General features: G+C 55.2%; 15 protein-coding genes and 1 tRNA gene. 12 read left to right on the top strand and 4 right to left on the bottom strand.

Going from position 1 to position 23,373, the window contains the following annotated elements; translation table 11 throughout:
- Positions 1-56 precede the first annotated feature (56 nt).
- The 3 genes from ABJG22_RS03990 (at position 57) to ABJG22_RS03980 (ending at position 2,456) form a co-directional block, all read left to right on the top strand.
- Positions 57-131 (top strand) — tRNA-Glu (locus tag ABJG22_RS03990).
- A 174-nt stretch (positions 132-305) separates the two neighbouring features.
- The gene (locus ABJG22_RS03985) at positions 306-1,478 is read left to right on the top strand and encodes a thiolase family protein (RefSeq protein WP_348018953.1); all 1,173 of its coding nucleotides are present in this window, start codon (positions 306-308) and stop codon (positions 1,476-1,478) included.
- Positions 1,479-1,526: 48 nt separating this feature from the next.
- The gene (locus tag ABJG22_RS03980) at positions 1,527-2,456 is read left to right on the top strand and encodes an acyl-CoA thioesterase II (RefSeq protein WP_348018952.1); all 930 of its coding nucleotides are present in this window, start codon (positions 1,527-1,529) and stop codon (positions 2,454-2,456) included.
- Between the two features lie 3 nt (positions 2,457-2,459).
- On the opposite strand, the gene ABJG22_RS03975 is transcribed toward ABJG22_RS03980, so the two are convergent.
- On the bottom strand, positions 2,460-4,178 hold the full coding sequence (locus ABJG22_RS03975) for a class I adenylate-forming enzyme family protein (protein ID WP_348019033.1): 1,719 nt from the start codon (positions 4,176-4,178) through the stop codon (positions 2,460-2,462).
- A gap of 54 nt (positions 4,179-4,232) precedes the next feature.
- The gene (locus tag ABJG22_RS03970; protein WP_348018951.1) at positions 4,233-6,269 is read right to left on the bottom strand and encodes a 3-hydroxyacyl-CoA dehydrogenase NAD-binding domain-containing protein; all 2,037 of its coding nucleotides are present in this window, start codon (positions 6,267-6,269) and stop codon (positions 4,233-4,235) included.
- Between the two features lie 398 nt (positions 6,270-6,667).
- On the opposite strand from ABJG22_RS03970, the gene ABJG22_RS03965 reads away from it, so the two are divergent.
- Together ABJG22_RS03965 and ABJG22_RS03960 are read left to right on the top strand one after the other, a co-directional pair.
- Positions 6,668-7,696, top strand: a complete 1,029-nt coding sequence (locus ABJG22_RS03965; protein ID WP_348018950.1) for a LacI family DNA-binding transcriptional regulator — start codon at positions 6,668-6,670, stop codon at positions 7,694-7,696.
- On the top strand, positions 7,693-8,982 hold the full coding sequence (locus ABJG22_RS03960; RefSeq protein ID WP_348018949.1) for an MFS transporter: 1,290 nt from the start codon (positions 7,693-7,695) through the stop codon (positions 8,980-8,982). The genes ABJG22_RS03965 and ABJG22_RS03960 overlap by 4 nt, the downstream gene beginning before the upstream one ends.
- 25 nt (positions 8,983-9,007) lie before the next feature.
- Here the strand turns inward: ABJG22_RS03960 and ABJG22_RS03955 are convergent, their stop codons facing one another.
- Positions 9,008-10,564 (bottom strand): tryptophan halogenase family protein, encoded by a 1,557-nt coding sequence (locus ABJG22_RS03955; protein ID WP_348018948.1) that lies wholly within the window; start codon positions 10,562-10,564, stop codon positions 9,008-9,010.
- Between the two features lie 120 nt (positions 10,565-10,684).
- On the bottom strand, positions 10,685-13,651 hold the full coding sequence (locus ABJG22_RS03950) for a TonB-dependent receptor (RefSeq protein WP_348018947.1): 2,967 nt from the start codon (positions 13,649-13,651) through the stop codon (positions 10,685-10,687).
- Between the two features lie 320 nt (positions 13,652-13,971).
- Here ABJG22_RS03950 and ABJG22_RS03945 point away from each other — a divergent pair, with 320 nt between their 5' ends.
- From ABJG22_RS03945 to eda, 7 genes are all read left to right on the top strand, one after another.
- Positions 13,972-16,506 (top strand): exo 1,3/1,4-beta-D-glucan glucohydrolase, encoded by a 2,535-nt coding sequence (locus ABJG22_RS03945; RefSeq protein WP_348018946.1) that lies wholly within the window; start codon positions 13,972-13,974, stop codon positions 16,504-16,506.
- Positions 16,507-16,546: 40 nt separating this feature from the next.
- Positions 16,547-17,824 carry a sugar MFS transporter gene (locus ABJG22_RS03940; protein ID WP_348018945.1) on the top strand — a complete coding sequence of 426 codons (1,278 nt, stop codon included), beginning with the start codon at positions 16,547-16,549 and terminating at the stop codon, positions 17,822-17,824.
- Between the two features lie 79 nt (positions 17,825-17,903).
- Positions 17,904-19,367, top strand: a complete 1,464-nt coding sequence (gene zwf / locus ABJG22_RS03935; protein ID WP_348018944.1) for a glucose-6-phosphate dehydrogenase — start codon at positions 17,904-17,906, stop codon at positions 19,365-19,367.
- On the top strand, positions 19,360-19,995 hold the full coding sequence (locus tag ABJG22_RS03930; RefSeq protein ID WP_348018943.1) for a 6-phosphogluconolactonase: 636 nt from the start codon (positions 19,360-19,362) through the stop codon (positions 19,993-19,995). The genes zwf and ABJG22_RS03930 overlap by 8 nt, the downstream gene beginning before the upstream one ends.
- Positions 19,992-21,830, top strand: a complete 1,839-nt coding sequence (edd, locus tag ABJG22_RS03925; protein WP_348018942.1) for a phosphogluconate dehydratase — start codon at positions 19,992-19,994, stop codon at positions 21,828-21,830. The genes ABJG22_RS03930 and edd overlap by 4 nt, the downstream gene beginning before the upstream one ends.
- Before the next feature lie 2 nt (positions 21,831-21,832).
- The gene (gene glk, locus ABJG22_RS03920) at positions 21,833-22,804 is read left to right on the top strand and encodes a glucokinase (protein ID WP_348018941.1); all 972 of its coding nucleotides are present in this window, start codon (positions 21,833-21,835) and stop codon (positions 22,802-22,804) included.
- Complete coding sequence (eda, locus tag ABJG22_RS03915; protein WP_348018940.1) at positions 22,801-23,370, top strand: bifunctional 4-hydroxy-2-oxoglutarate aldolase/2-dehydro-3-deoxy-phosphogluconate aldolase; 570 nt, start codon at positions 22,801-22,803, stop codon at positions 23,368-23,370. Before glk ends, eda begins: the two co-directional genes overlap by 4 nt.
- Positions 23,371-23,373 lie beyond the last annotated feature (3 nt).

Raw genomic sequence — 23,373 nt, 5'->3', positions numbered from 1 at the left:
TGACCAAAGGCGAGCACACCCCTAATGGCCGTTGCTCGCTGACCAGCAATTGGTATGGCCCCTTCGTCTAGCGGTTAGGACGCGGCCCTTTCACGGCTGAAACACGGGTTCGATTCCCGTAGGGGTCACCATCTTTTCTATCTTTCCATATCCAGAATTGAATGGGCCCTTGCGGCCGGTTTAGTCATGGCTTTTGCACAGAGACTGCGCGCGTGCTTGCACATAGGTTCATTTGAGCCTTGGCAAATACAATCAACTGTGCTGAACAAAAATCATAGTCATAAAAATAGAGTGGAGATTTCAATATGCGTGAAGCAGTCATCGTATCCTATGCCCGTACCGGACTGGCCAAAGCTGGTCGCGGTGGCTTCAACATCACGCCTCCTATGACCATGGCTGCCCATGCTATCAAACATGCCGTTGCCAAATCGGGCGTCGACGGGGACTTTGTTGATGACAGTTTAATGGGCAATGTGTCACATGGCGCGCCCAATATCGGTCGCAATGCCGCGCTTTTGGCAGGTCTTCCGAAAACAACGGGCGGCGCAACGGTCAATCGCTTCTGCTCCTCCGGCATGCAGACGATCGCGATGGCGGCAAATCACATTCGCGGCGATGGAGCCGATTGCGTTGTCGCGGGCGGCGTCGAAAGCATCTCGATGCAAGGAACACGCGCGCCGGAAGGCAGCATCGACAATGAAATTCTGAAAATCGCGCCGGCGATCTTCATGCCGATGATCGACACTGCGGATATTGTCGCCGAGCGTTATAATGTCAGTCGCGAATATCAGGATGAATATTCCCTGCAATCGCAACAACGTATGGCCAAGGCTCAGGAAGCCGGGCTTTTTGCCGATGAAATCGTACCAATGCAGACCAAGATGAAGCTGGTCGACAAAGAAACCAAGGAAGAAACCATCGTCGACTACACCGTCGATCGCGATGAGTGCAATCGGCCGACCACCACGCTGGAAGGCTTGGCCAGTCTGAAACCGATCATGGGCGAAGATAAGTTCATCACGGCCGGCAACGCCAGCCAGTTGTCAGACGGCGCGGCTGCGGTCGTGTTGATGGAAGCCAAAGAAGCAGAACGCCGCGGACTGGAACCATTGGGTCGCTTTGTATCCTGGGCTGTTGCCGGATGTGAACCCGATGAAATGGGCATTGGTCCGGTATTTGCCGTTCCCAAGCTTCTCGAGCGCCAAGGCCTGACGGTCGACGATATCGACATCTGGGAACTCAACGAAGCCTTCGCCAGCCAATGTCTGTACAGCCGCGATCGCCTGGGTATTGATCCGGAGAAATATAACGTCAACGGCGGCTCGATCTCCATCGGTCACCCATTCGGTATGACGGGCGCACGTTGTGCCGGACATCTGTTGCAGGAAGGCCGTCGTCGCGGCGCCAAATGGGGTGTTGTCACCATGTGCATTGGCGGTGGTCAAGGCGGTGCCGGACTGTTCGAAATATATCCCTGAGCCGCACGGCCATCCGGATATGATAGATTTTAAGGAATAGAATTAACTTTGGACCAACTTACAGACGAACAAGTCGAGCGGCGGCTAGCCGACGCTTTGGCTCATCGCTCCTCCGTGCCTGCCGAGAAGCTAATCGCCGGATTGCTCCGGACCTTTAGTCTTTCGGCGGACGGGGACGATGAATTCATATTTCCGGCACTAAGTTCAACCGCACGCGAACGGATTTTCGGCGGACAAGTGATCGCCCAATCGATCGTGGCGGCGGATCGCACGGTCGATGATGAAAAGAATATCCACTCGCTCCATTCCTATTTTCTGCGGGCCGGAGATGAAACCAAGCCCCTGCATTTTCGGGTGCATCGCGACTTTGACGGGCGCAGCATTTCCAATCGCAGGGTTGTTGTCCGTCAGGATGATAAGGTCATATTCAACCTGACAGCGTCCTTTCAAAAACCCTCTGAGGGTCTCCACCATCAGCTAGATATGCCTGATGTTTTGGCGCCAGAAGACTGTATGAGTGCAATGGAGCAAATCGCCCGCAATCCGCAAGTTTCGGACAAGCATATCGAGCGGATGAGCATGCCGCGTCCTTTCGAGGTCCGCAGCTTTCGCCCCGAAGGTAAAACAAAACATGCGCGTCAATATCAATGGTTCAAAACCGTCGCGCCACTGCCCGATGATCCGCTTACGCATCGCGCAACTCTGGCATTTGCTTCCGACATGGGCCTGCTCTCCACGTCGATGATCCCGCACGGATTGCACTGGACCACGCCCGGATTATTCTCCACCAGCCTCGACCATGCCATGTGGTTCCATGACGATTTCAGGATCGATCAATGGATCTGCTACGTGATGGACAGCGACTGGACCGGCAATACGCGCGGTCTCAATCGCGGTTCGCTTTACCGGCAAGACGGCACTTTGATCGCATCCGCCGTACAAGAAGGCCTTATCCGACTGATAGAACCAAAAGACTAAGCGCTAGAAAAGCGCCTTCAGGTCCTTTTTCAATATCTTGCCATTGGCATTTCGCGGCAGGCTTTCGGTCCGGAACAGAACCTTTACCGGCACTTTGAAATTGGCCAGCCGTTCGCGCACCCATTGCTGTAGCTCCGCTTCATCGGCAGTCTGCCCCGGAACCAGCTGCACAATGGCGGCCGGCTCTTCACCCAATGTCTTGTGGTCGATGCCGATCAGCGCTGCATCCATGACAGCCGGGTGATCATAGAGGATATTCTCCACTTCGGATGAGTAGATATTCTCCCCGCCACGAATGATCATGTCTTTCGCGCGGTCGACAATATGGCAGAAGCCTTCATCATCCAATCGCGCCAAATCACCGGTCCGAACCCAGCCGTCGACAAAGGTTTCAGCGGTGGCGTCCGGACGGTTCCAATAGCCTTTGACCACCATTGGCCCCCGGGCCCATAGCTCACCCACATCACCGATGGGCATTTCCTCACTGCCATCTTCGCGCATGACTTTCAGGTCTGCTGCCGCCACCGGCGGGCCACAGCTGGTCGGGCGATTGAGATAATCCTCGGCGCTGTGCGATGTAACCGTCGCCATTGTTTCCGTCATGCCCCAGCCATTGCCGGGCAACGCACCAAAGACTTCATAGATTTTCCGGGCGAGTTCCGGTGCGGAAGGGGCACCACCATAGCTGATGGCATCGATAGAACTCAGATCATATTTTTCGCGGTCCGGATGCTCAATCAACTGCCATGCAATGAATGGCACGCCGCCGGTTGCATTGACCTTTTCCCGCTCGATAATTTCCATCGCCTGCACCGTATCCCATTTGTGCAGGAAGACCATCTTGTGGCCGCCGTGGACGGTGGGCATCATGATCGCCGAACAGGCCGTACAATGAAACATGGGCACCACCGTCAGGCCAACGCGAACCGCAGGTTCAGGAAGCTCATCACCGCGTCGCAACGCCGATGCCGCGCCGGAATAGCCGACCGAGATAGCATTGGTTGTCAAGTTGCGGTGTGAACCCAGCGCCCCTTTGGGCTGTCCGGTTGTCCCGCTGGTATAGAAGATCGTCGCCGCATCATCGGGCGCAATGTCGACCGCTGGCAGGCTTTGATCCGGTAAATCAGCATAGTCATTGGGCCGACCGATAATCTCTTCCAGAGGCCGAGCCGGATCTGCCAAGGCGCTTTGGCTACGCGCCACGATGACATGATTCAAATCGGGTAGATCCGCCATATGGGGGCCAATGCGATCCCATCGTTCGGCGTCACAGAGCAGCACGCTGGTCTCTGAATTCGCCAGTCCGAAGACCAGCTCCTGATCCGTCCACCATGCATTGAGCGGAACAACAATCGCGCCAATGGATGCCGCGGCAAAGAATATCACCGGCCATTCGGGCAAATTGCGCATCGCCAGCGAGACCCGGTCTCCCTTGGACACGCCCATATTCTGCAGTTCGACGGCAAGAGCGGCGACAGCGCGATACCAATTTTCATAGGTCACGCGCTCATCTGCATATATCAGAAATTCGCTGTCACCATGACCACGCGCATGTTCCGCCATCGCGGCGAGCGTGGGATGGGCATTTTTCCAGACCCGTGTGGCGACCCCGTCAATATCCACCATTTCCATTTCAAACGGCTGGTCGGGCGCGCACAATAAGGCTTCTACTTCTTTGCGCGACCGTACGGGCCATCCAGCGGGCGGCGTCCACTTTTCCAGTGGATCTATTGCTTCAGCTGACAAATTTCTCTCTCCTAATCGATAAAAATACTTCTATTTGTTGAACTTACCTCCAGCGGCAGCTTTTTCCTGAAGCATGTTCGCAACCGGTAGGCCGTGTTTTTTCAAGCCGGCGACGATATTGTCGAGCCCAACCGTATCGGCCCAGAACATCGGACCACCGGTATAGAGCGGCCAGCCGTACCCATTGATCCAGACCACATCGATATCACTCGCGCGCTGCGCCATGCCTTCTTCCAGGATTTTGGCACCTTCGTTGACCATCGGATACAGCAGCCGCTCACGGATCTCGTCTTTCGAAATTTCGCGCTGCTCTTTGCCCGCTTTGGCTGCGAATTCGGCAATGATAGTTTTGACCTCATCAGAGGGCGTGCGTTGACGCGCCTGATCATAATCATAAAATCCCTTGCCGACTTTCTGGCCCCATCGGCCGGCCGCACAAAGGGCGTCACGCAAGGTTTCGATACGCTCCGGATCGCGATGCCAGCCGATATCCACACCCGCCAGATCGGACATCTGAAAGGGTCCCATCGGAAAGCCGAATTCGAGCAATACATCGTCGACGTCCCAGTAGTTGGCGCCTTCCATGATCATCAAGTTGGCTTGCTCCTGACGCGGGCTGAGCATCCGGTTGCCGATAAAGCCAGGGCAAACACCCGACACGGCAGCCACTTTGCCAATTTTCTTGGACAGCTTCATCGCCGTCATCAACACATCGTCGGCAGTTTTCTCGCCGCGCACAATTTCTAGCAATTTCATCACATTGGCTGGTGAGAAAAAGTGCAAGCCGAGTACATATTCCGGCCGCTTTGTTACCGCTGCGATCTCGTCAATATTCAGATAGCTGGTGTTGCTCGCGAGGATCGCGCCCTGCTTCACGATGCCATCCAGCTTGGTGAACACTTCCTTTTTCACGTCCATATTCTCAAACACCGCCTCAATCACCAGATCGCAGTCGGCAAGATCATCATAGGACAGGCTGGGCGTCAAAATGCTCATGGCATCTTCGACCTGCTGCTCCGTCATGCGGCCGCGCTTGGCTGTGTTTTCGTAATTTTTGCGGATCACGCCAACGCCGCGATCGAGCGCTTCCTCTTTCAATTCGACAATGGTCACGGGGATACCGGCGGACAAAAAGTTCATGCCGATGCCGCCGCCCATTGTCCCAGCGCCCAAAATGCCGACCTTCTTGATCGGAATAAGATCGATTTTCGGATCAATGCCGTCAATCTTGTTGGCTGCGCGTTCGGCGAAGAAATAGTGCCGCATCGCCGCTGACTGGGTGCCGGTCATCAGCTTCGTAAACAGCTCACGCTCTTTCGCGACACCCTCTTCATAGGAAAGCTCACCGGCCGCTTTCACCGCCTGGATACCGGCTTCCGGCGCTTCAAATCCGCGAATTTTCCGACCGTTTTTCTGCCGGAATTCGTCAAATATGGCGGGATTTTTCACACCATCTTCATTGGCTGTGCCTTCGGAAGAGCGGGGTGGTTCCTTGCCAATCTGCTCGCGGGCAAAGGCTATGGCATCGTCTGCCAGACTGTCTTCGCCAACCACCTTGTCGACCAATCCGATGGCATTGGCTTTCTTTGCCGAAATCGGATTGCCAATCACGACCAGCGGCAAAGCCGCCTCTGCGCCAACGACCCGCGGCAAGCGCTGGGTCCCGGCCGCGCCGGGGATCAGGCCCAATTTGACTTCGGGCAATCCCATTTTCGCAGAGGGAACCGCAACCCGGTAATGACAGGCCAGAGCAACTTCGCAACCACCGCCCAGAGCCGTCCCGTGGATCGCAGCGACCACAGGTTTGCTGCTCGCTTCCAGTCGATCAATGGCTTCGCCGAGATTGGGGCCCTTCATCGGTTTGCCAAATTCGGTGATGTCGGCACCGGCGAAAAAGGTCCGTCCGTCACAGCGGATCACCACCGCTTCCACTTCATCATCGGACAAAGCCTCTTCAATACCATCGACCAGCCCCTGACGAACCGCCGCGCCAAGCGCATTTACCGGAGGGCTATTCGAGACGATGACCAAGATATTTTGATGTTTTTCGGTGGTAACAACAGACATTTTTTTCTCCTGCGAGATGATGCGTGAGTGGCGAAAAATACGACACAGCATGAAAGAAAAGATCGAGTATCACAAAGAATAACGATTGGAAATCAAGCTTTTGCCTCAACGGAATCGCCCTTGACAAAGGGATGTCCGATTTGAGCGTCGGTGTAAAGGCAGAGCTGCATCAGAATATACCAACACCGATGTCCGCAGCTCGTCTCTGCCTGCTGTTTTTCAGTACGATCCAGCCTTTCTCATTGGAGAGAATAATGGCCATCATTGTTATTGAATTCGCTAGGTAAAATCAGGGCGATTTGGTTGCAAAATACCGATTATTAACCTAGAAACTAACCGACCGAAAAGCACCGCATCGTGGAACCGAATCTTACAATGAAAACGAGTATATCCGGATAATGTCAGATTCCAAAAAACGGGCTACGATTGTTGATGTTGCAACTGCTGCAGGTGTCTCAATCAAGACTGTTTCAAGAGTCTTCAACGATGAACCACATGTCCGCAAAATACTCCGTGATAAGGTTCTAAAGGTTGCGGAGGAACTGGATTACCATCCGAATATAATGGCACGCGGATTGGTCGGACGGCGCTCCTTCCTCCTCGGTCTCATTTACGAAAATCCCAGTCCCAACTATGTGGTGGAATTGCAGCGCGGCGCGCTGGATCGCTTACATGGCGAGAGATATAGACTACTCGTGCTGCCGGTCGAATCCGTTGATAAAGCAGCCGGGAAGATAATGAGTATCTTGCGGGCTGCCGCACTTGATGGCGTAGTCTTGACGCCGCCAGCATCCGATCATCCACAAATCATCAGCGAACTCAGCCGCCATAATTTTCCATTCTCGCGGGTCGCCCCCACCCAGTCTCTGGAAGTGGGTCCCAGTCGCACAACCGATGATGTGGAAGCCGCACGGAAAATGACCAGCTATTTACTCGAGCTTGGGCATAGACGTATCGGGGTCATCAAAGGCCATCCAACCCACCCATCCAGCGGAGCAAGACTGGATGGATTTTTGGATGCCTTGAAGTCCGCCGGCGTATCCCACTCGCCGGATCTGGTGGAACAAGGTTTCTATACCTATGAATCCGGTTTGACAGCAGCCCATAAACTGTTGGACCGACCGGATCGGCCCACTGCAATTTTTGCACAAAATGATGACATGGCGGCGGCCGCAATCATGGCGGCGCGTGATCTGGGCCTGACAGTGCCGGATGACGTTTCCATCGCTGGATTTGATGATAGTGCCATTGCGCAAATTGTGTGGCCCCGCATTACGACGGTTCACCAACCGGTCTATGACATGGCGCGAGATGCGACGGATGCCCTCATCGCAAAGCTCGAAGACAAACCCTATACAATGCTCGAAACGCATGCCTGTGAATTGATTGCTCGGCAGTCAACCGCACCGCCTGCTCCCAACCGGTGATCAGGCGCGGCGAACGCCTGAGCTATGCTGCAGGCGACGTTGGTTTCAACCTGATCTGGCAGTCGATTGAGCTATATCTACTCTTTTTCTATATTCAGATTCTGCATCTGCCGCTTAGCGTAGCGGCGGGTATTTTTCTAATCGGCGCTGTCGTTGATTGGCTTTTTGATCCGGTCATCGGGGCCATCGCCGATCGCAAAGCAGCCCGATATCCGATGAAACTATGGGTCTTGCTCAGCGGCCCGGTCATCGCCGTGGCTCTATGGCTGGCGTTTCGATCGCCCCCTCTCGAAGGATTTAACCTCGCCATCTATGCCGCCGTCACCCATGTCGCGCTGCGATTTGCATATGGCTGTGGCAATATTCCTTATGCGGTGCTGACCGCGCGGATAACCGATGATCCGTCAGAGCAGTTGAAGCTGACAGGCCTCCGAATGCAAGGCGCAGCGCTAGGCGGTCTAACCGCCGCCACCATTTATGCGTTAACATCCGCCAATGACTCTCCCTTTTTGATCGGTGCCTTGATTTTGGGTGTGCTGGCGCAACCATGTTTCATCATCACCTGGCTCGGCGTAAAGGAACGGGTTGCTGCGCCGCCTATGCCGCAACTATCCACGGCCCAGGAAATCTCGCACTATTTCTCACTATTCGGAAGAACGGCGGCGCTGCGCCGTTTGCTGGTGACCATCGTAGCTGCCGGATTGAGTACGACGGTCACAACAAAGTCGATCCTATTCCTCTTCGATCGCGATCTCGGCAATTCCGAGTGGGGATATTGGGCCGCGCTGCTGCCATCCGCAGCTTTGTTGATCACCGCGCCATTTTGGGTTGCCATATCGTCGCGCATCGGACTGGTCTCGACTTTAATCTGGGCAGTTTTGTTGCACACAAGTGCGCTGGTGATTCTAGCGATATTTTACGCCCATGGCCTAGAAGTCGCCACGGTGATCCTCGCCATAGCGATCACCGCAACCTGCGGGATGTCCATCATGTTCTGGTCGATGGTGCCAATCGCTATTCGCGATCTTGAAACTCTGCCCAACGGGACCGGATGCGCGGCCCACGTCTATGCATTGTCCAATGTTGCCCGCAAGCTTGGGCAAGCGCTTGCGCCACAAATCATCGCCTTGAGTCTAGCGCTAACCGGAGGCAGCGATGCCACCGCCAAGGGAGGAGCCGTCTTGCCGGGCATGATCTTAGCGGCGATAATCTGTTGTATCGCGGTGGTTCTCTACCGCCCCACCAGCGAGCGTCGTTCAATCAACGAGTCCCGTCAAAAATCCTAAAAACTAACGATGATATGGGAGAGCCTTACCGCCCAAAGCCGGATTTCGAGGGTGCATGGAACGCCGGGCGGCGATGGTTTCCCGGCGTGATCAAGGCTTCGAGAAACTGATCATGGGTAGGAGCGGCATTGGCAAGTTGGCCGACCGCCGACCCCACCTGCCCCATCACATCGCGGACATCATCAAAATCAGGAATATCCACCAACGGATCATATCCCTTTGGCACTAGCCCCATCCCGCGCGCTACAAAAAACCAGCTCAAATCGTGAAACAGTTCACGCCGCCGCGATATGATCCGACCGTTATTCTGAAACATCTCCATTTTCTCAGCGAGGCTATCGGGGAGCGGCGCTTCTCGGACATGATCCCAAAAGGGCTCTCCGACACGTTGGTTGGGATAATAATGGAGCAAGAGAAAATCCCGAATATGCTCATATTCAGTGAGGGTTTCGCGGTTATAGGCCGCTTGCAGTGCAGGATCGAAATTCCGATCCGGGAAATAATCGAGCAACCGGTTGAGGCCAGTGACAATCAAATGGATGCTGGTTGATTCCAGCGGTTCCAGAAAGCCGGCTGACAATCCGATCGACACGCAATTGCCTGTCCAGAATTGCTTTCGGTGACCTGCAGTGAAGCCGATGACGCGCGGGTCGGCCAAAGGCGCGCCGTCCAGCGAACTAACCAATTGGTCTTCTGCATCGGAATCATTGATGAAAGCACTGGAATAGACATAGCCGTTACCCACCCGGTTTTGCAGCGGAATACGCCATTGCCATCCTGCCTCTTTCGCCGTGGAAATCGTATAGGGCGTTCGCGGTGATACCGCTTCGCTTTGTACGGCAACGGCCCGATCGCAGGGCAGCCAATTGGTCCAGTCTTCATATCCCGCGTTCAGGCTCTGTTCGATGAGTAAACCACGAAACCCGGAGCAATCAATATAGAGATCGGCCGACACCTGAGTACCGTCTTCGCATTGAAGCACATCGATATGACCACGGTCATCTAAGGTCGCGCCCGCGACTTTACGGTCCAGACGAACCACCCCAAGCCCTTCGGCGACCTGCCGCAAATATTTCGCGACCAGCCCGGCATCAAAGTGCAGCGCATAGGACAAGGCGCCGGCAGGAAACTGGCCATCGCTTGGCGGGAATAGAAATTTATTCTGCCGCGCCAACGCGATGGAAGGGCAAAAATCCGCCACGGTTTCATCATGCCCCTTGGCCTCATTCTTCCACCAATAATGATGAAAAGGCCGACGATCGATGGTGACGCCAAAATTACCAAATGGATGCCAATAGCTATGGCCCACCTTCAGCCAGTCCCGAAATTCTATCGCGAGTTTGAACGTCGCTTGGGTTTCTTTGACAAATGCAACGGGGTCAATTTCGAGCAATTCGAGAAATTCAAAAATCGGCGGTATGGTCGCCTCGCCAACACCGACGGTGGGAATATCCGATGATTCAATCAAAGTGATTTCTGTATCATCTTGCCCAAATATCCGGCCGAGCAAACAAGCGGCAGACCAACCGGCCGTACCTCCCCCTACAACAGCAATTTTTTGGATTTTAGGCGATTCCGTCATGACACTTACCGCGCATTTCTATGGACCAAACCGGTGCTTAGCAGCTGGAGAGTCCGGAAACAAATAGGCAAAAAAAACGGGCCGACATCTGCGATAGATGCCGGCCCGCGATAAGGGAGCTTAAAACTTAAACTTGCCACCCACATAAATCCTGCGAGAGCCGGATTCATATCGGAAGGGCAATTCCGGGAATTGCAAATAGGCAGATTGATTTGCCTTGGTCAGATTGATCCCTTCGACAAACACCCCGAAATTGTCGTTGATGTCATAGGAAATCTGTCCATCAAGCTGGCCATAGGACCGCTGGTAGATACCAAGCGTGCGGGTTACACCGCCGTCACCAAAGCCAAAGTTTCCGACAAATTGCTTCGAACGCCATGTGTAGGAAGCCCGAGCCGCAAAACCGTCTCTTTCGAAATAGACCTGAGTGTTCAACGAGTGTTTCGATACGCCCGGCAATGGCAGGTCGGTATCAAAGTCATTAGAGCCATCGGTCTCGGTATCCGAGAACGTATAGTTCGCGGTGAAGCCCAAACCAAAGTCAAAGGCATATTGCCCTGCGATTTCGAAACCGCGGACCCGACCACCCGTACCATTGGCAGGCTGATTAACCGGTCCCAATCGGCCGCCGCCCTGATCGTTCACAAATACCGGTACGGTTTCTGTAACGATGAAGGAGTCGACTTCTTTCCAGAATGCACCGACCGACAGCAGACCCTGCCGACCAAAGTACATTTCATAGGCCAGATCAAACTGATAGGCGCGGAACGGGTCCAGTTCGGCATTGCCGCGTGACCCGTTGGTAAACAGGAACAGGTTCTCGGTTGGCGAACCGGCCGTGGCGTCTCTGGTAAAGTTCGTCGAGAAACCGCGACCAAGATCATCAAGCTTTTGCCGGGCAACTACACGCGCAGCAGAGAAACGAACCTTCTTGCTATCATCCACATCAACGACAGCGTTGATGCTTGGCAAGAAGTCCGTAGTGCTGCGAACGATCGTATCCGTCCGGAAATCACGCAAGACACCGTTCCAGCTATCTGTACCCCAATAGCTTGGATCGGCATTGGCTGGCTGGTTCTGATCAACCCGCAATTTCGTGTTCACGATCCGCAAACCGACATTGACATGATAGGGATCATCTTCGCCACCCATATCAGCCATTATATAGCCTGATTTTGTTTCCTCTTTAACGAGATAGGCTCGCAGTGGGTCTTCGTAGAAGTCGAACGGTGTTTCAGGATATAGAGCCTGTATCCAAGCCAGTGCATCGGTCATCTGAGCCCGGTCCTGCACTGAAATGCTATTGCCCGGAATGTTGCCACCACCGGCAAAATTTTCGATGGTCTCTACACGCTCGGGGTTCGACAAGAAGGACTGAAACGGCGTCATAACGGCCGGTGAGTTACCAAAACGGCTACAGCCAGCAAATGCCGCAGGCTTGTTCACCTCTGGCAGATCACAGACTTTGAAACCAATCGCGCCATCCTGGAAATAGCCAAGCGGTGTCCAGTTATACTGGAAGTTGGCAACACGTTCCGCTTCCGGAATCGCCGTCGCATCCAATTCACCCTTGCCGGAATAGTCTGCAAGATAGCGGCCTGAGGCAAATTCTACCGTGCGCTGACCATAGCGGAAGCCGGCGCTCAATGTGATGGTATTGTCATCACTATTATCGACGTCATATGCGAAGTCGGCTTTGATCGAATGGCCATCCACTTTCGAACGATCGCCGAAAGCCCAATGGGATTTGAAATAGCCATTTGCCGGGTTGGTGAACAGATCATCGGATGTGCCGGCACCAAAGCCAAAGGTCGGGAATCGGCCGTTTCCATATGTAAAGTTCCAGGTCGCTGGTGCAGCCGGATTGCCAGCCACCCCGCCGATCAACGCTCCACCAGGATCGGTGGCCCGCACACCATATTGGGTGTAGCGAACGTCGGCATTGGCAACTTCACGATTGAGGTCAGCGGTTGAGTAATTTGCCGCGATATTGACGCGCAAATTGTCGCCATTGTCCCAATCAACGCCAAATTGCAGATTGTCCGACGTAACATTCGTCACGTCCACAAGGGAGATAACCTCAGCCGAATTGGCCTGGACCGTGCCACTTTGCAAAACGCCGTTGGAATCAATCACGGCATCGGCGTTCAATTGTAGCAACTCGCCTTGCCCGAACGGGAGTTTGAGCGAGGCTTCGCGGGTGTCTACTTTCAAATCGGAATGAATGTAATTTGCACTCAGCTCCAGGCCATCGACCGGGCGATAATTAATGCCGAGTGATGCACCCCAGCGCCGGCGATATTGATCGCGGTCGGTGACATAGCGATATTCCGGTGCATAATAGTTGGTCGGCGTCGTTGCCGTGTCCCGGCGTCCGGCCGCAAATGCCCAGTTCCCGCGATTTTCACCGCCGAGTACATTGTGATGGTCGTTGGTCTTATCATAGCTGAAAGAGGCGATGATACCGAGCTGGTCATTGAAGTTATAACTAGCAACCAACGCTCCGCTAGGTTCCCAGCCGCCGATTTCAGTCCCTTTGTTCATACGGGCGTTACCAGCAAGGGTGAAGCCGTCTTTCATATCGAGCGCGCTGCGGGTCTTCAGATTGACGACACCGCCCAGGCCACCTTCGATCAAAGAAGCATTGGGAGATTTAAAAACTTCGACGCCGCCGATGAGTTCCGATGGCACGCCTTCCAGCGAGTCATTGCGAACGAAATTGCCCTCACCGACTTTGAATGTTTCTTGTCCGCTCACGAACAGATCCCCGTTCAGAAGCGTCAGATTTTGCTCAAGTCCGCGGATACGAACTTTCGTTCCCTGGCCATTTTCACGATCGATTTGAACACCAGGAAGCCGTTGCAAGGATTCCGCGATATTCTGATCGGGGAATTTGCCGATATCCTCTGCGGTCACCGATTCAATGATTAGATTGGAGTCGCGCTTGGCAACCAGAGCGTTTTCCAACGAAGCGCGAAAACCGCTTACGATGATAATATCATCATCCGCTTCAACCGCCTCCGCAGGAGCGTCTTGAGCTATGGCAGCGCCAGCGCTTCCCATGGCATATAAGGATGCAGCAGCCATTAAACTTCGCCGCGATATATTGTTCCGACCGATCATTCTGATATCCTCCCAAATGTAACGCTTGCTCGCGAAATCATTCATAATAAATCATCTGCGGCCATCGCGACTCACAAATGTAAAAAGGGCGAAAATGCGCGCCCTATATGCGCCAATGGACCCAGACAGTTCCACCTCGCATTCTGATCTGCAAGAAATTGATAACGCTGTCAATGTAAAAATGACAAGGTTGTCAAATTTTATTGATAACGTTGTCAAAAATATGTATTGGCCAAATTCAGACGCTGCCGTTGTGTGGCGCGGACATGGTGGAGGATATAGAATTGACCTTATATATGCGGCACAAACTGGCCAGCTCTTTACTGGTGTTGACGATGACTGCGGCATGCGTCAGCACACCCCCATCTGCTAGCAGCGCAACCGAATCAACGGACAATCTGACCGCGATTGTCCATCCTGAAATTTGGCCTCAGGCCGATTGGCCTTATGCCAAAGATGCCGCAGTTGAGACTCGAATCGACTCCATAGTAGCGCGCATGTCGATCGAGGAAAAAGTCGGCCAGGTCATTCAAGCCGACATCGCCAGCGTCACGCCGGAAGAAGCAAAGCGCTATCATCTCGGCTCCATCTTGAACGGAGGCAATTCCGCTCCGGGTGGCGACGAATTTGCGGCACCGGACAAATGGCTCGCGCTTGCGGATGCCTTCTATGATGCTTCCGTTGACACCAGCGGTGGTCGCACCGCTATTCCGATCATCTGGGGCACAGATGCCGTCCATGGCCATAGCAATATCGTGGGAGCAACCTTATTCCCGCATAATGTCGGCCTTGGCGCGATGCGCGACCCGGCCTTGCTGGAGCGGATCGCCCAGGCCACCGCATTGGAATTGCGCTCGACCGGGATGGAATGGACATTCGCGCCCACCATAACCGTGCCGCAAGACCTGCGCTGGGGCCGTGCCTATGAAGGCTATTCCCAAGACCCCGCTTTGGTCGCCAGCTATGTCGGCCGTTTCATCAAAGGCCTGCAAGGCGCGCCAAGCGACAAAGCCTTTTTAGACGGCCCCTATGTCCTTGCCAGCACCAAACATTTCCTCGCCGATGGCGGCACCGATGAAGGCCGTGACCAAGGCGATGCCAAAATCAGCGAGACAGAGCTACGGGATATTCACGGCACCCCCTATGTCCCGGCAATCAACGCGGGCGTTCAGACCATCATGGCTAGCTTTTCCAGCTGGAACGGTAAAAAGATAACCGGCCACAAAGGCCTGCTGACTGACGTCTTGAAAAAGCGGATGCGCTTTGGCGGCTTCGTGGTCAGCGACTGGAATGCCCATGGCCAGATATTGGGATGCACCAATGCAAGCTGTCCGGAGGCGATTAACGCCGGCCTCGACATGTATATGGCCCCGGACACGTGGAAGCCTTTATATTACAGCCTTGTGGAGCAGGCCAAGGACGGCACCGTGCCAATGGCGCGACTTGATGATGCGGTCAAAAATATTCTGCGGGTTAAGATTCGCGCCGGGCTTTTTGAAGCCGGACGCCCTTCGAGCCGCCCCTATTCCGGACGCTATGATCTGATCGGTAGCCCGGACCATCGCGCGCTTGCGCGGGAGGCGGTTCGCAAGTCTCTCGTACTGATAAAAAATGACAATCAGATCCTGCCGCTCAACCCCAAGAGCCGTATCCTTGTTGCCGGAGATGGCGCCGATGATATCGGCCGGGCTTCCGGCGGTTGGACCCTGACCTGGCAAGGCACAGGCATTCCCAATGATAAATTTCCGGGAGCAACGTCGCTTTGGCACGGCATTAAAGATGCCGTGAGCTTGGCCGGCGGTACAGCTGAACATGCACCCGATGGCAGTTTCACCGAAAAACCCGATGCCGCGATCGTGATATTTGGCGAAACGCCTTATGCAGAATTTCAGGGCGACCTCAAAACCCTTCAGCTCAAGCCGGAGTTGAAGGGACCATTGGCAACCATGCGCAAACTGAAAGCGCAGGGCATCCCGGTTATTTCTGTTTTCCTGACCGGTCGTCCTTTGTGGACAAACCCGGAAATCAATGCATCCGATGCCTTCGTTGCCGCTTGGCTTCCGGGCTCCGAGGGCGGTGGTGTCTCCGACATGCTGTTCCGCGACAAGAACGGTGAGGTCGCATATGACTTTAGCGGGAAATTGGGCTTCAGTTGGCCAATGACCGCTGATGCCCTCGGACCGAAATTATTCGATCTGGGCTATGGCCTGACCACCGATAGTGTTTCGACACTGGCGACCTTGCCTGAAATATCGGGTGTAGAAAGCCAGGAAACCAGCGCCGGCCTGTTCTTTGACAAGGGCCTTCCAACCGCATCTTGGTCGCTGATCGTGTCCGACGGCCAGTCGGATCGGACGCGCATCACCACAACGCCGGCCGAGGCTGTCAAAGGCCGGGTGCAGGTCAGAGCCGTGGATCATCTGACGCAGGAAGGCGCCCGGCAATTCACCTCGGATGGCAGCGGCCCTATGCTTGTTGAACTTGTGACCCATGCACCGATCGATATCAGCCGCGAAACCAACGGCGACGTACTCTTGCTGGTGACGATGCGCTATGAAGAAAAAGCAAGCGCCCCCGTCACATTCTCTATGAGTTGCGGTCCAGACTGCGGCGGCGAGATCACACCGGGCGGACTAGATGCTTTGGCTGTGGGTGAATGGCAGACGGTCGGCGTATCGCTCAAATGTTTCGCCAATGCCGGTGCTGATGTCAGCAAGCTCGACGCACCTTTCCAGATTTCAACCAATGGATCGGCAAAATTCAGCTTGTCCCGCGTGGCCGTGGGCACGGTGGCCGACACCATATTAGGCTGCGAATAGAAATTCAGATAACGATAAAAAGACAGGCAGGAGAGAGACAATGACTAGTCAAGCAACAGGCGCCGACAATGCCGGACCACCAAATGGTTCAAAGTTTGAGACGCGCGGCATATTGATATTGGTCGTTGCTATATTTTTTCTTTTCGGCGGGATCACCAATCTCAACGAAGTACTGATCCCAAAGCTGAAAGGCCTGTTTTCGCTCAACTACGCACAGGCCATGCTGGTGCAATTTGCCTTCTTCACCAGCTATGCCATTTTCTCGATTCCCGCCGGTTTGATCATGAAACGCCTCGGCTATTTTCGCGGAATCGTCCTTGGCTTCGGAATCATGGCCCTCTCCTGCCTGCTATTCCTGCCCGCTGCCTATTCGGGACTATTCGGTTCTTTCCTTGTCGCTCTGTTCATGCTGGGCGGCGGGATCACCATGCTGCAAGTGGCGGTCAATCCGCTCATTCTCTCGCTGGGCAGTCCGGAAACCGCTCATAGCCGTTTAACCTTCGCCCAATTTTTCAATTCGGTCGGCGTATTTCTGATGGTTCGGTTCGGCGCCGAAATCATTCTCGGCGAAACATCGAAAACCGACGGATCAACCCTAACCGGTGAAGCGCTCAAAGCCTACCGGGTCGCGGAAACCACGATAATCGGCCACAGCTATATCGGTCTGGCTATTGTACTGGCTTTGATCGCCATATTATTCTGGTTTGCGCGAGACTTCATCCAACGCCAAGAGGTCGAAGAAGTGAAGGTGAAAGGCAGCTTCGCCCTGCTTCGCACCAATGCGCGTCTGCGTTTCGGGGTCTTGTGTATTTTCCTATACGTCGGCGCAGAAGTCGCAATCGCCAGCATCATGATCAACTATTTGGGCGATGAAAGAACGCTCTCGCTTGATCCACGATCCGCTGGGATCATGCTCTCCTATTATTGGCTGGGCGCTCTGATCGGACGGCTGATGGGCGGCTTTTTGCTCCGTCTGGCGAAGCCGGGGCTCTTACTCGCGCTATTTGCCGCCGCTGCCATTGTCCTGAACGTCATATCAGCCGTCTCGAGTGGTGAACTTTCCGCTTATTCGCTGATCGCGGTTGGCTTGGCCAATTCCATCATGTTCCCGACCATTTTCAGCTTGGCGACAGAAGGACTAGATGCCGAGGCTCCTCAGGCATCCGGACTGCTCTGCACCGCGATCGTGGGCGGGGCCATCATCCCGCTGCTGACTGGTATGGTAGCAGATATCGGAGGTTTGGCGACGGCGCTGATCGTTCCAATCTGCTGCTACGCGGTGATCGCTTGGTATGGGATTTATGCCGCGCGTAAATAGCGGCCTGAAGCTCCTCTGGGACAAATATTATCCGCCCGATCCATAAGCGCGGACAACATCTGATATACGGAACGCAATTGTGGCCCACGCTACGGAAAATACTGGAATATCATCCCGCCTGCTGCTCTTCGGCGCGACCGGGGATCTCGCGAAACGCATGCTGCTGCCGTCGCTTTTTGCGCTGCACGAAGATGGGTTGATTGCAGCAGATTTGCGGATTGTCGGGACCGCGCGCAGCGTCATGTCAGATGAGGAATATCGGGAACTGGCAGCCCAGTCCCTGTCCGAATATCTGCCGGAGGATCGCAAGGGCAATGGCCAGCTCCAGTCCTTTCTGGAACGCCTGTCCTATCAGCCGCTAGATGCATCCCAGACCGATGGATTTAATGCGTTGGCGCAAAAACTAGGCGACATATCCGGTGGGCTGTCCATCTTCCTTTCTACAGCACCGTCCCTGTTTGAAGCGATGATTGCCGGACTAAAATCCGCCGGACTGACCGGAGAGAATGTCCGGATTGGCCTGGAAAAACCACTGGGCAATGATCTGGGATCATCGGGCGTTATCAATGACGCCGTCGCCCAAGCCTTTTCCGAACAGCAGACTTTTCGGATAGACCATTATCTCGGCAAGGAGACGGTGCAGAATCTGATGGCGCTGCGCTTTGCCAATATGATGTTCGAACCGCTTTGGAATTCCAATGGTATCGATCATGTCGAGATTACAGTGTCGGAGACGGTCGGTTTGGAAGGCCGGCACGGCTTTTACGATGATACCGGGTCGCTCCGCGATATGGTCCAGAACCATATGCTGCAGCTGCTGGCACTCACTGCCATGGAGGCTCCGGCGAATCTTGACGCGACATCCGTCCGTGATGAGAAGGTAAAGGTCCTACGCAGCCTGCGGCCTGTACAGATGGAAGAAATGGTCCGCGGACAATATGGCGAAGGCGCGGTCAAAGGCGAGGCGGTGAACAGCTATGCCGATGATCTGGGCGATCAGTCCGACACGGAAACCTTCGTCGCGATCAAAGCCCATATCGATAACTGGCGCTGGCAGGGTGTGCCCTTCTACCTGCGCACCGGCAAGCGGCTCGCCGAGCGACGCAGCGAAATTGTCATCCAGTTCAATGCTGTGCCGCATAATATATTCGCGGAGCGCGGCGGCAAGCTCAACGCCAACCGTTTGGTCATCCGGTTACAACCCGAGGAATATGTGCGGTTGCAGGTCATGGCCAAGGAACCGGGCCTTGACCGGGATGGCGTTGTTCTGCGCGAGGTGCCGCTTGATCTATCCCTTTCGCAAGCCTTTTCAAAGGCGCGCAAACGCATCGCGTATGAACGCTTGCTACTGGATTTGGTCGACGGCGATCCGACATTGTTCGTCCGCCGCGACGAAGTGGAAGCGCAATGGCACTGGGTGGATGCTATTCGCAAAACCTGGAACGAGAATGACATGGAGCCCAAATCCTATGGCGCGGGAAGCTGGGGACCAGCGGCGGCAATCGCGCTCACCGAACGTGACGGGGTCAGCTGGCATGAATGAGGTTAAAAATATGACTGCCTCCATATGCTGGGCAGCAAAAGCCGACGTAAATGCGGTGGCGGATCATGTGGGCGCGATCATCTGTCGGCCCGGAAACCACTGGTTTGCTGTTCCCGGCGGCAAAACGCCGCTGCCTATTTTTGACATCCTGTCCAGACGCACCCTGCCATGGGGCATGGTGTCGTTGATGTTGACCGACGATCGCATTGTTCCCCCGAACCACCCGGCGAGCAATCAGGGCAAGCTGGAAGCCGCCTTTGATGCAACACCCGCACATATTGCAAAATTGGAAGTCGGCTCGCCCTTACCCATTTTTGATCTGGTCTGGCTTGGCATGGGTGCAGATGGGCATATTGCCTCGCTATTTCCCAACATGAAACCGACCAGTCAGTGCAGCCCGGCGGTTATCCATACCTGCCCGGACCCGTTGCCACCGGAAGCTCCATTTGAACGGCGCTCGCTCAATTTAGCGGCATTGACCCAGGCCAAAGAAATCATGCTGGTTGTGCGTGGTTGCGACAAGAAGCGAGTGCTCGATGCCGCGATTGCGGGTGAGAATGATCTACCAATCACCCGATTGTTCGCCGCCGCACGCTGCCCGATTACCATTTTCTGGAGCCGGACATGAGCCTGCATCCCGTTGTCGAGAAAGTCACCGCGCGGATCATCGTCCGGTCAGCAGCCAGCCGAGGGGCCTATCTGGATTTAATCGATCGGCAGAAAGGCGCGGGCGTTCACCGCCCCAACCTGTCCTGCGGCAATCTCGCGCACGGCTTTGCCGCTAGCGGTGATGACAAAGCCGCTATCCGTGGCGGCAAAGCGATGAACATCGGGATTGTCACCGCCTATAATGACATGCTTTCCGCGCATCAGCCCTATGGCCGCTATCCGGAGCAGATCAAGATATTCGCGCGTGAAACCGGGGCGACGGCACAGGTCGCAGGCGGTGTTCCGGCAATGTGCGACGGGGTGACACAAGGGCAGGACAGTATGGAACTGTCGCTGTTCAGCCGCGATGTCATCGCAATGAGCACATCGGTTGCACTGAGCCACGGCATGTTCGAGGGTGCCTTGCTGCTTGGTATCTGTGACAAGATCGTACCGGGCCTGCTGATCGGTGCCTTACGCTTTGGTCATTTGCCAACGATCCTTATCCCGGCTGGCCCGATGCCATCGGGTCTCGCCAACAAAGAAAAAATACGCGTGCGCCAGCTATTTGCCGAGGGTAAGCTTGGCCAAGAGGAATTGCTCGAGGCCGAGAGCGCAAGCTATCATGGCGCGGGGACCTGCACCTTCTTTGGCACCGCCAACTCCAATCAGATGATGATGGAGATGATGGGCCTGCATATGCCGGGCAGCAGCTTCGTCAATCCGAGGACAAAATTGCGACAGGAACTAACCCGCGCGGCGGTGCATCAGGTCACGAAAAACGGCTGGAACAAAGAAGCAGAAAACAGCAACGAGCCCTATCGCCCGCTCGGTCGCTGCATCGACGAAAAAGCGATCGTAAATGCCATTGTTGGTCTTCTCGCGACGGGGGGGTCGACCAATCATGTGATCCACCTCCCCGCTATCGCCCGCGCAGCCGGTATCATGATCGACTGGGACGATATGGATGAACTGTCGACCGCCGTGCCGCTGATCGCCAGCGTCTATCCCAATGGCGCCGGTGATGTGAACCATTTTACCGCAGCGGGCGGCATGCCCTATGTCCTTCGCGAACTGATCGGCGCGGGCCTCGCCCATGATGATATTATGACCATATATGGAAGCAGCCTGTCAGACGGTGCCAAGCAACCGATGTTGGAAGATAGCGCCCTGCGCTTTGATGATGCCCCGGAACAATCAGCCGACGAAACCATCCTGCGTCCCGTGAAGGGTCCGTTTCAGGCCGATGGCGGGATGAAATTGCTGCAGGGCAATCTCGGGCGTGCAACGATGAAGGTCAGCGCGGTTGATCCTAGCCGCTGGACGATTGAAGCGCCTGCCGCGATATTTCATGACCAAAATGACGTGATCACCGCGTTCAAGGCCGGAGAGCTGGACCGCGATATCGTTGTGGTCGTTCGCTTTCAGGGCCCCGCCGCAAATGGCATGCCCGAATTGCACAAACTGACATCGCCGCTCGGCGTGCTGCAGGACAAGGGCTATAAGGTGGCCTTTGTCACCGACGGCCGGATGTCCGGTGCCAGTGGCAAGATACCGTCGGCAATCCATATCTCTCCGGAAGCCTTCCACGGCGGCCCGCTTGGCAAGCTGCGGGATGGTGATATGGTTCGGGTCTGCGCGACGAAAGGTGAGCTCACGGCATTGGTCGATGAAACAATATGGAACGCAAGAGAACAGGCCGCAACGCCGCCTCCCGTTTTGGGGACTGGCCGCGAGCTGTTCGCAATGATGCGCCATCATAGTGATCCCGCTGAAAAAGGTGGATCCGCGATGCTGGCAGAGGCAGGACTGTAAAGATGACCGAGATCGTAGTAGCTGATATTGGCGGCACCCATGCCCGCTTTGCCATCGCAGAAATCGAAGGCGGCGAAATTGCGTCGCTTTCTGCACCGGTAACATTGGCAACAGCCGACCATCCAAGCTTCCAGATTGCCTGGGAAGTCTTCGGCGAGCAGCTCCGGCGTCCACTTCCCAAAGCCGCCGCTATCGCGCTGGCCGCGCCTATCCAGTCGGATATGATCAATCTCACCAACAATCCATGGATCATTCGACCACCCCAAATCCCGGCCAAATTGGGCGTCGACCGCTATACGCTCGTCAACGATTTTGCCGCCGTTGCCCATGCGGTTGCCTTGGTCGGTGAAGACCAATTCATGCCGATCACCGGACCAGACGCCCCCCTGCCCGCATCGGGCGTCGTCAGCGTGATCGGACCGGGCACCGGCCTTGGTGTTGCCGCACTGGTCTGTGAGGGCGGCAAGGCTCAGGTTCTGGCAACCGAAGCGGGTCACAATGATTTTGCACCCCATGATGCCGTTGAAGACCGCATCCTGCAAGCGCTCCGGACGAAACATGGCCGTGTATCGGTGGAGCGGGTCGTATCGGGACCCGGCCTGCGCACAATATATGAAATATTATCGGCAATGGAAAACCGGGCGATGCCAGCGGGCGACGACAAGCTGCTGTGGCAGATGGCATTGGCGGGCGAGGATAGCATCGCGATTGCGGCGCTGGATCGCTTCTTCTTGACCCTCGGTTCCTTTGCCGGGGATATTGCACTGACCCATGGCGCGAAAGCCGTCGTGCTGGCCGGTGGATTGGGATTACGGCTAGCGGACCACATCAAGACATCCGGTTTTGCCGACCGATTTGCATCCAAAGGCCGCTATCGTGGCTTGATGGAAAGCCTGCCCGTGAAGCTTATCACCCATCCCGAACCCGGCCTGCTCGGCGCGGCATCGGCCTTCATACAGGAACATGGTCCATGATCGATGGGATCAAGCCGATTGAACAGATCATGCGCAGCACCTCGGTCATTCCCGTCCTGGTGATCAACGATGTTGCGCAAGCCAGATCCACTGCCGAAGCCCTCGTTCAACGCGGATATCCGATCCTGGAAGTCACCCTGCGAACCGAATGCGCACTAGAGGCCATTGCCGAGATGAAAACGGTCGCGGGTGCCACCGTCGGCGCAGGAACCGTGACCAACCCGGATCAACTGCATGCGGCCCTTGATGCGGGCGCAGAATTTATCGTGTCACCAGGCTTGACCGAGCCATTGGCGAAAGCAGCCCATGCGGCGAAAATTCCGTTTCTTCCCGGCATTGCCAATGCCGGGGATATCATGCGCGGACTAGATTTAGGCTTGCATCATTTCAAATTTTTCCCCGCCGTTGCCAGCGGCGGCATTGCTGCGCTTCAATCCCTTTCTGCTCCATTTGGTCAGTGCTTTTTCTGTCCGACAGGCGGGATCACAGAAGCCACAGCACCCGATTGGCTGTCACTGGAATCGGTCCTTTGTGTCGGCGGCAGCTGGATAGAGACTCCCCGCTGACCC

The sequence above is a fragment of the Parasphingorhabdus sp. genome, assembly GCF_039939955.1.
Taxonomy (GTDB): Bacteria; Pseudomonadota; Alphaproteobacteria; order Sphingomonadales; family Sphingomonadaceae; genus Parasphingorhabdus.
The sequence above is the reverse complement of the archived record's forward strand: the minus strand, read 5'-3'. Positions and strand labels throughout refer to the sequence as shown.

What these genes read in the sequence shown, in the direction of transcription:
- ABJG22_RS03985 (WP_348018953.1), top strand. Translation starts at nt 306, where the DNA reads ATGCGTGAAGCAGTCATCGTATCCTATGCCCGTACCGGACTGGCCAAA.
- ABJG22_RS03970 (WP_348018951.1), bottom strand. Translation starts at nt 6,269, where the DNA reads ATGTCTGTTGTTACCACCGAAAAACATCAAAATATCTTGGTCATCGTC.
- ABJG22_RS03965 (WP_348018950.1), top strand. Translation starts at nt 6,668, where the DNA reads ATGTCAGATTCCAAAAAACGGGCTACGATTGTTGATGTTGCAACTGCT.
- ABJG22_RS03955 (WP_348018948.1), bottom strand. Translation starts at nt 10,564, where the DNA reads ATGACGGAATCGCCTAAAATCCAAAAAATTGCTGTTGTAGGGGGAGGT.
- ABJG22_RS03950 (WP_348018947.1), bottom strand. Translation starts at nt 13,651, where the DNA reads ATGGCTGCTGCATCCTTATATGCCATGGGAAGCGCTGGCGCTGCCATA.
- ABJG22_RS03940 (WP_348018945.1), top strand. Translation starts at nt 16,547, where the DNA reads ATGACTAGTCAAGCAACAGGCGCCGACAATGCCGGACCACCAAATGGT.
- ABJG22_RS03930 (WP_348018943.1), top strand. Translation starts at nt 19,360, where the DNA reads ATGAATGAGGTTAAAAATATGACTGCCTCCATATGCTGGGCAGCAAAA.
- edd (WP_348018942.1), top strand. Translation starts at nt 19,992, where the DNA reads ATGAGCCTGCATCCCGTTGTCGAGAAAGTCACCGCGCGGATCATCGTC.
- glk (WP_348018941.1), top strand. Translation starts at nt 21,833, where the DNA reads ATGACCGAGATCGTAGTAGCTGATATTGGCGGCACCCATGCCCGCTTT.
- eda (WP_348018940.1), top strand. Translation starts at nt 22,801, where the DNA reads ATGATCGATGGGATCAAGCCGATTGAACAGATCATGCGCAGCACCTCG.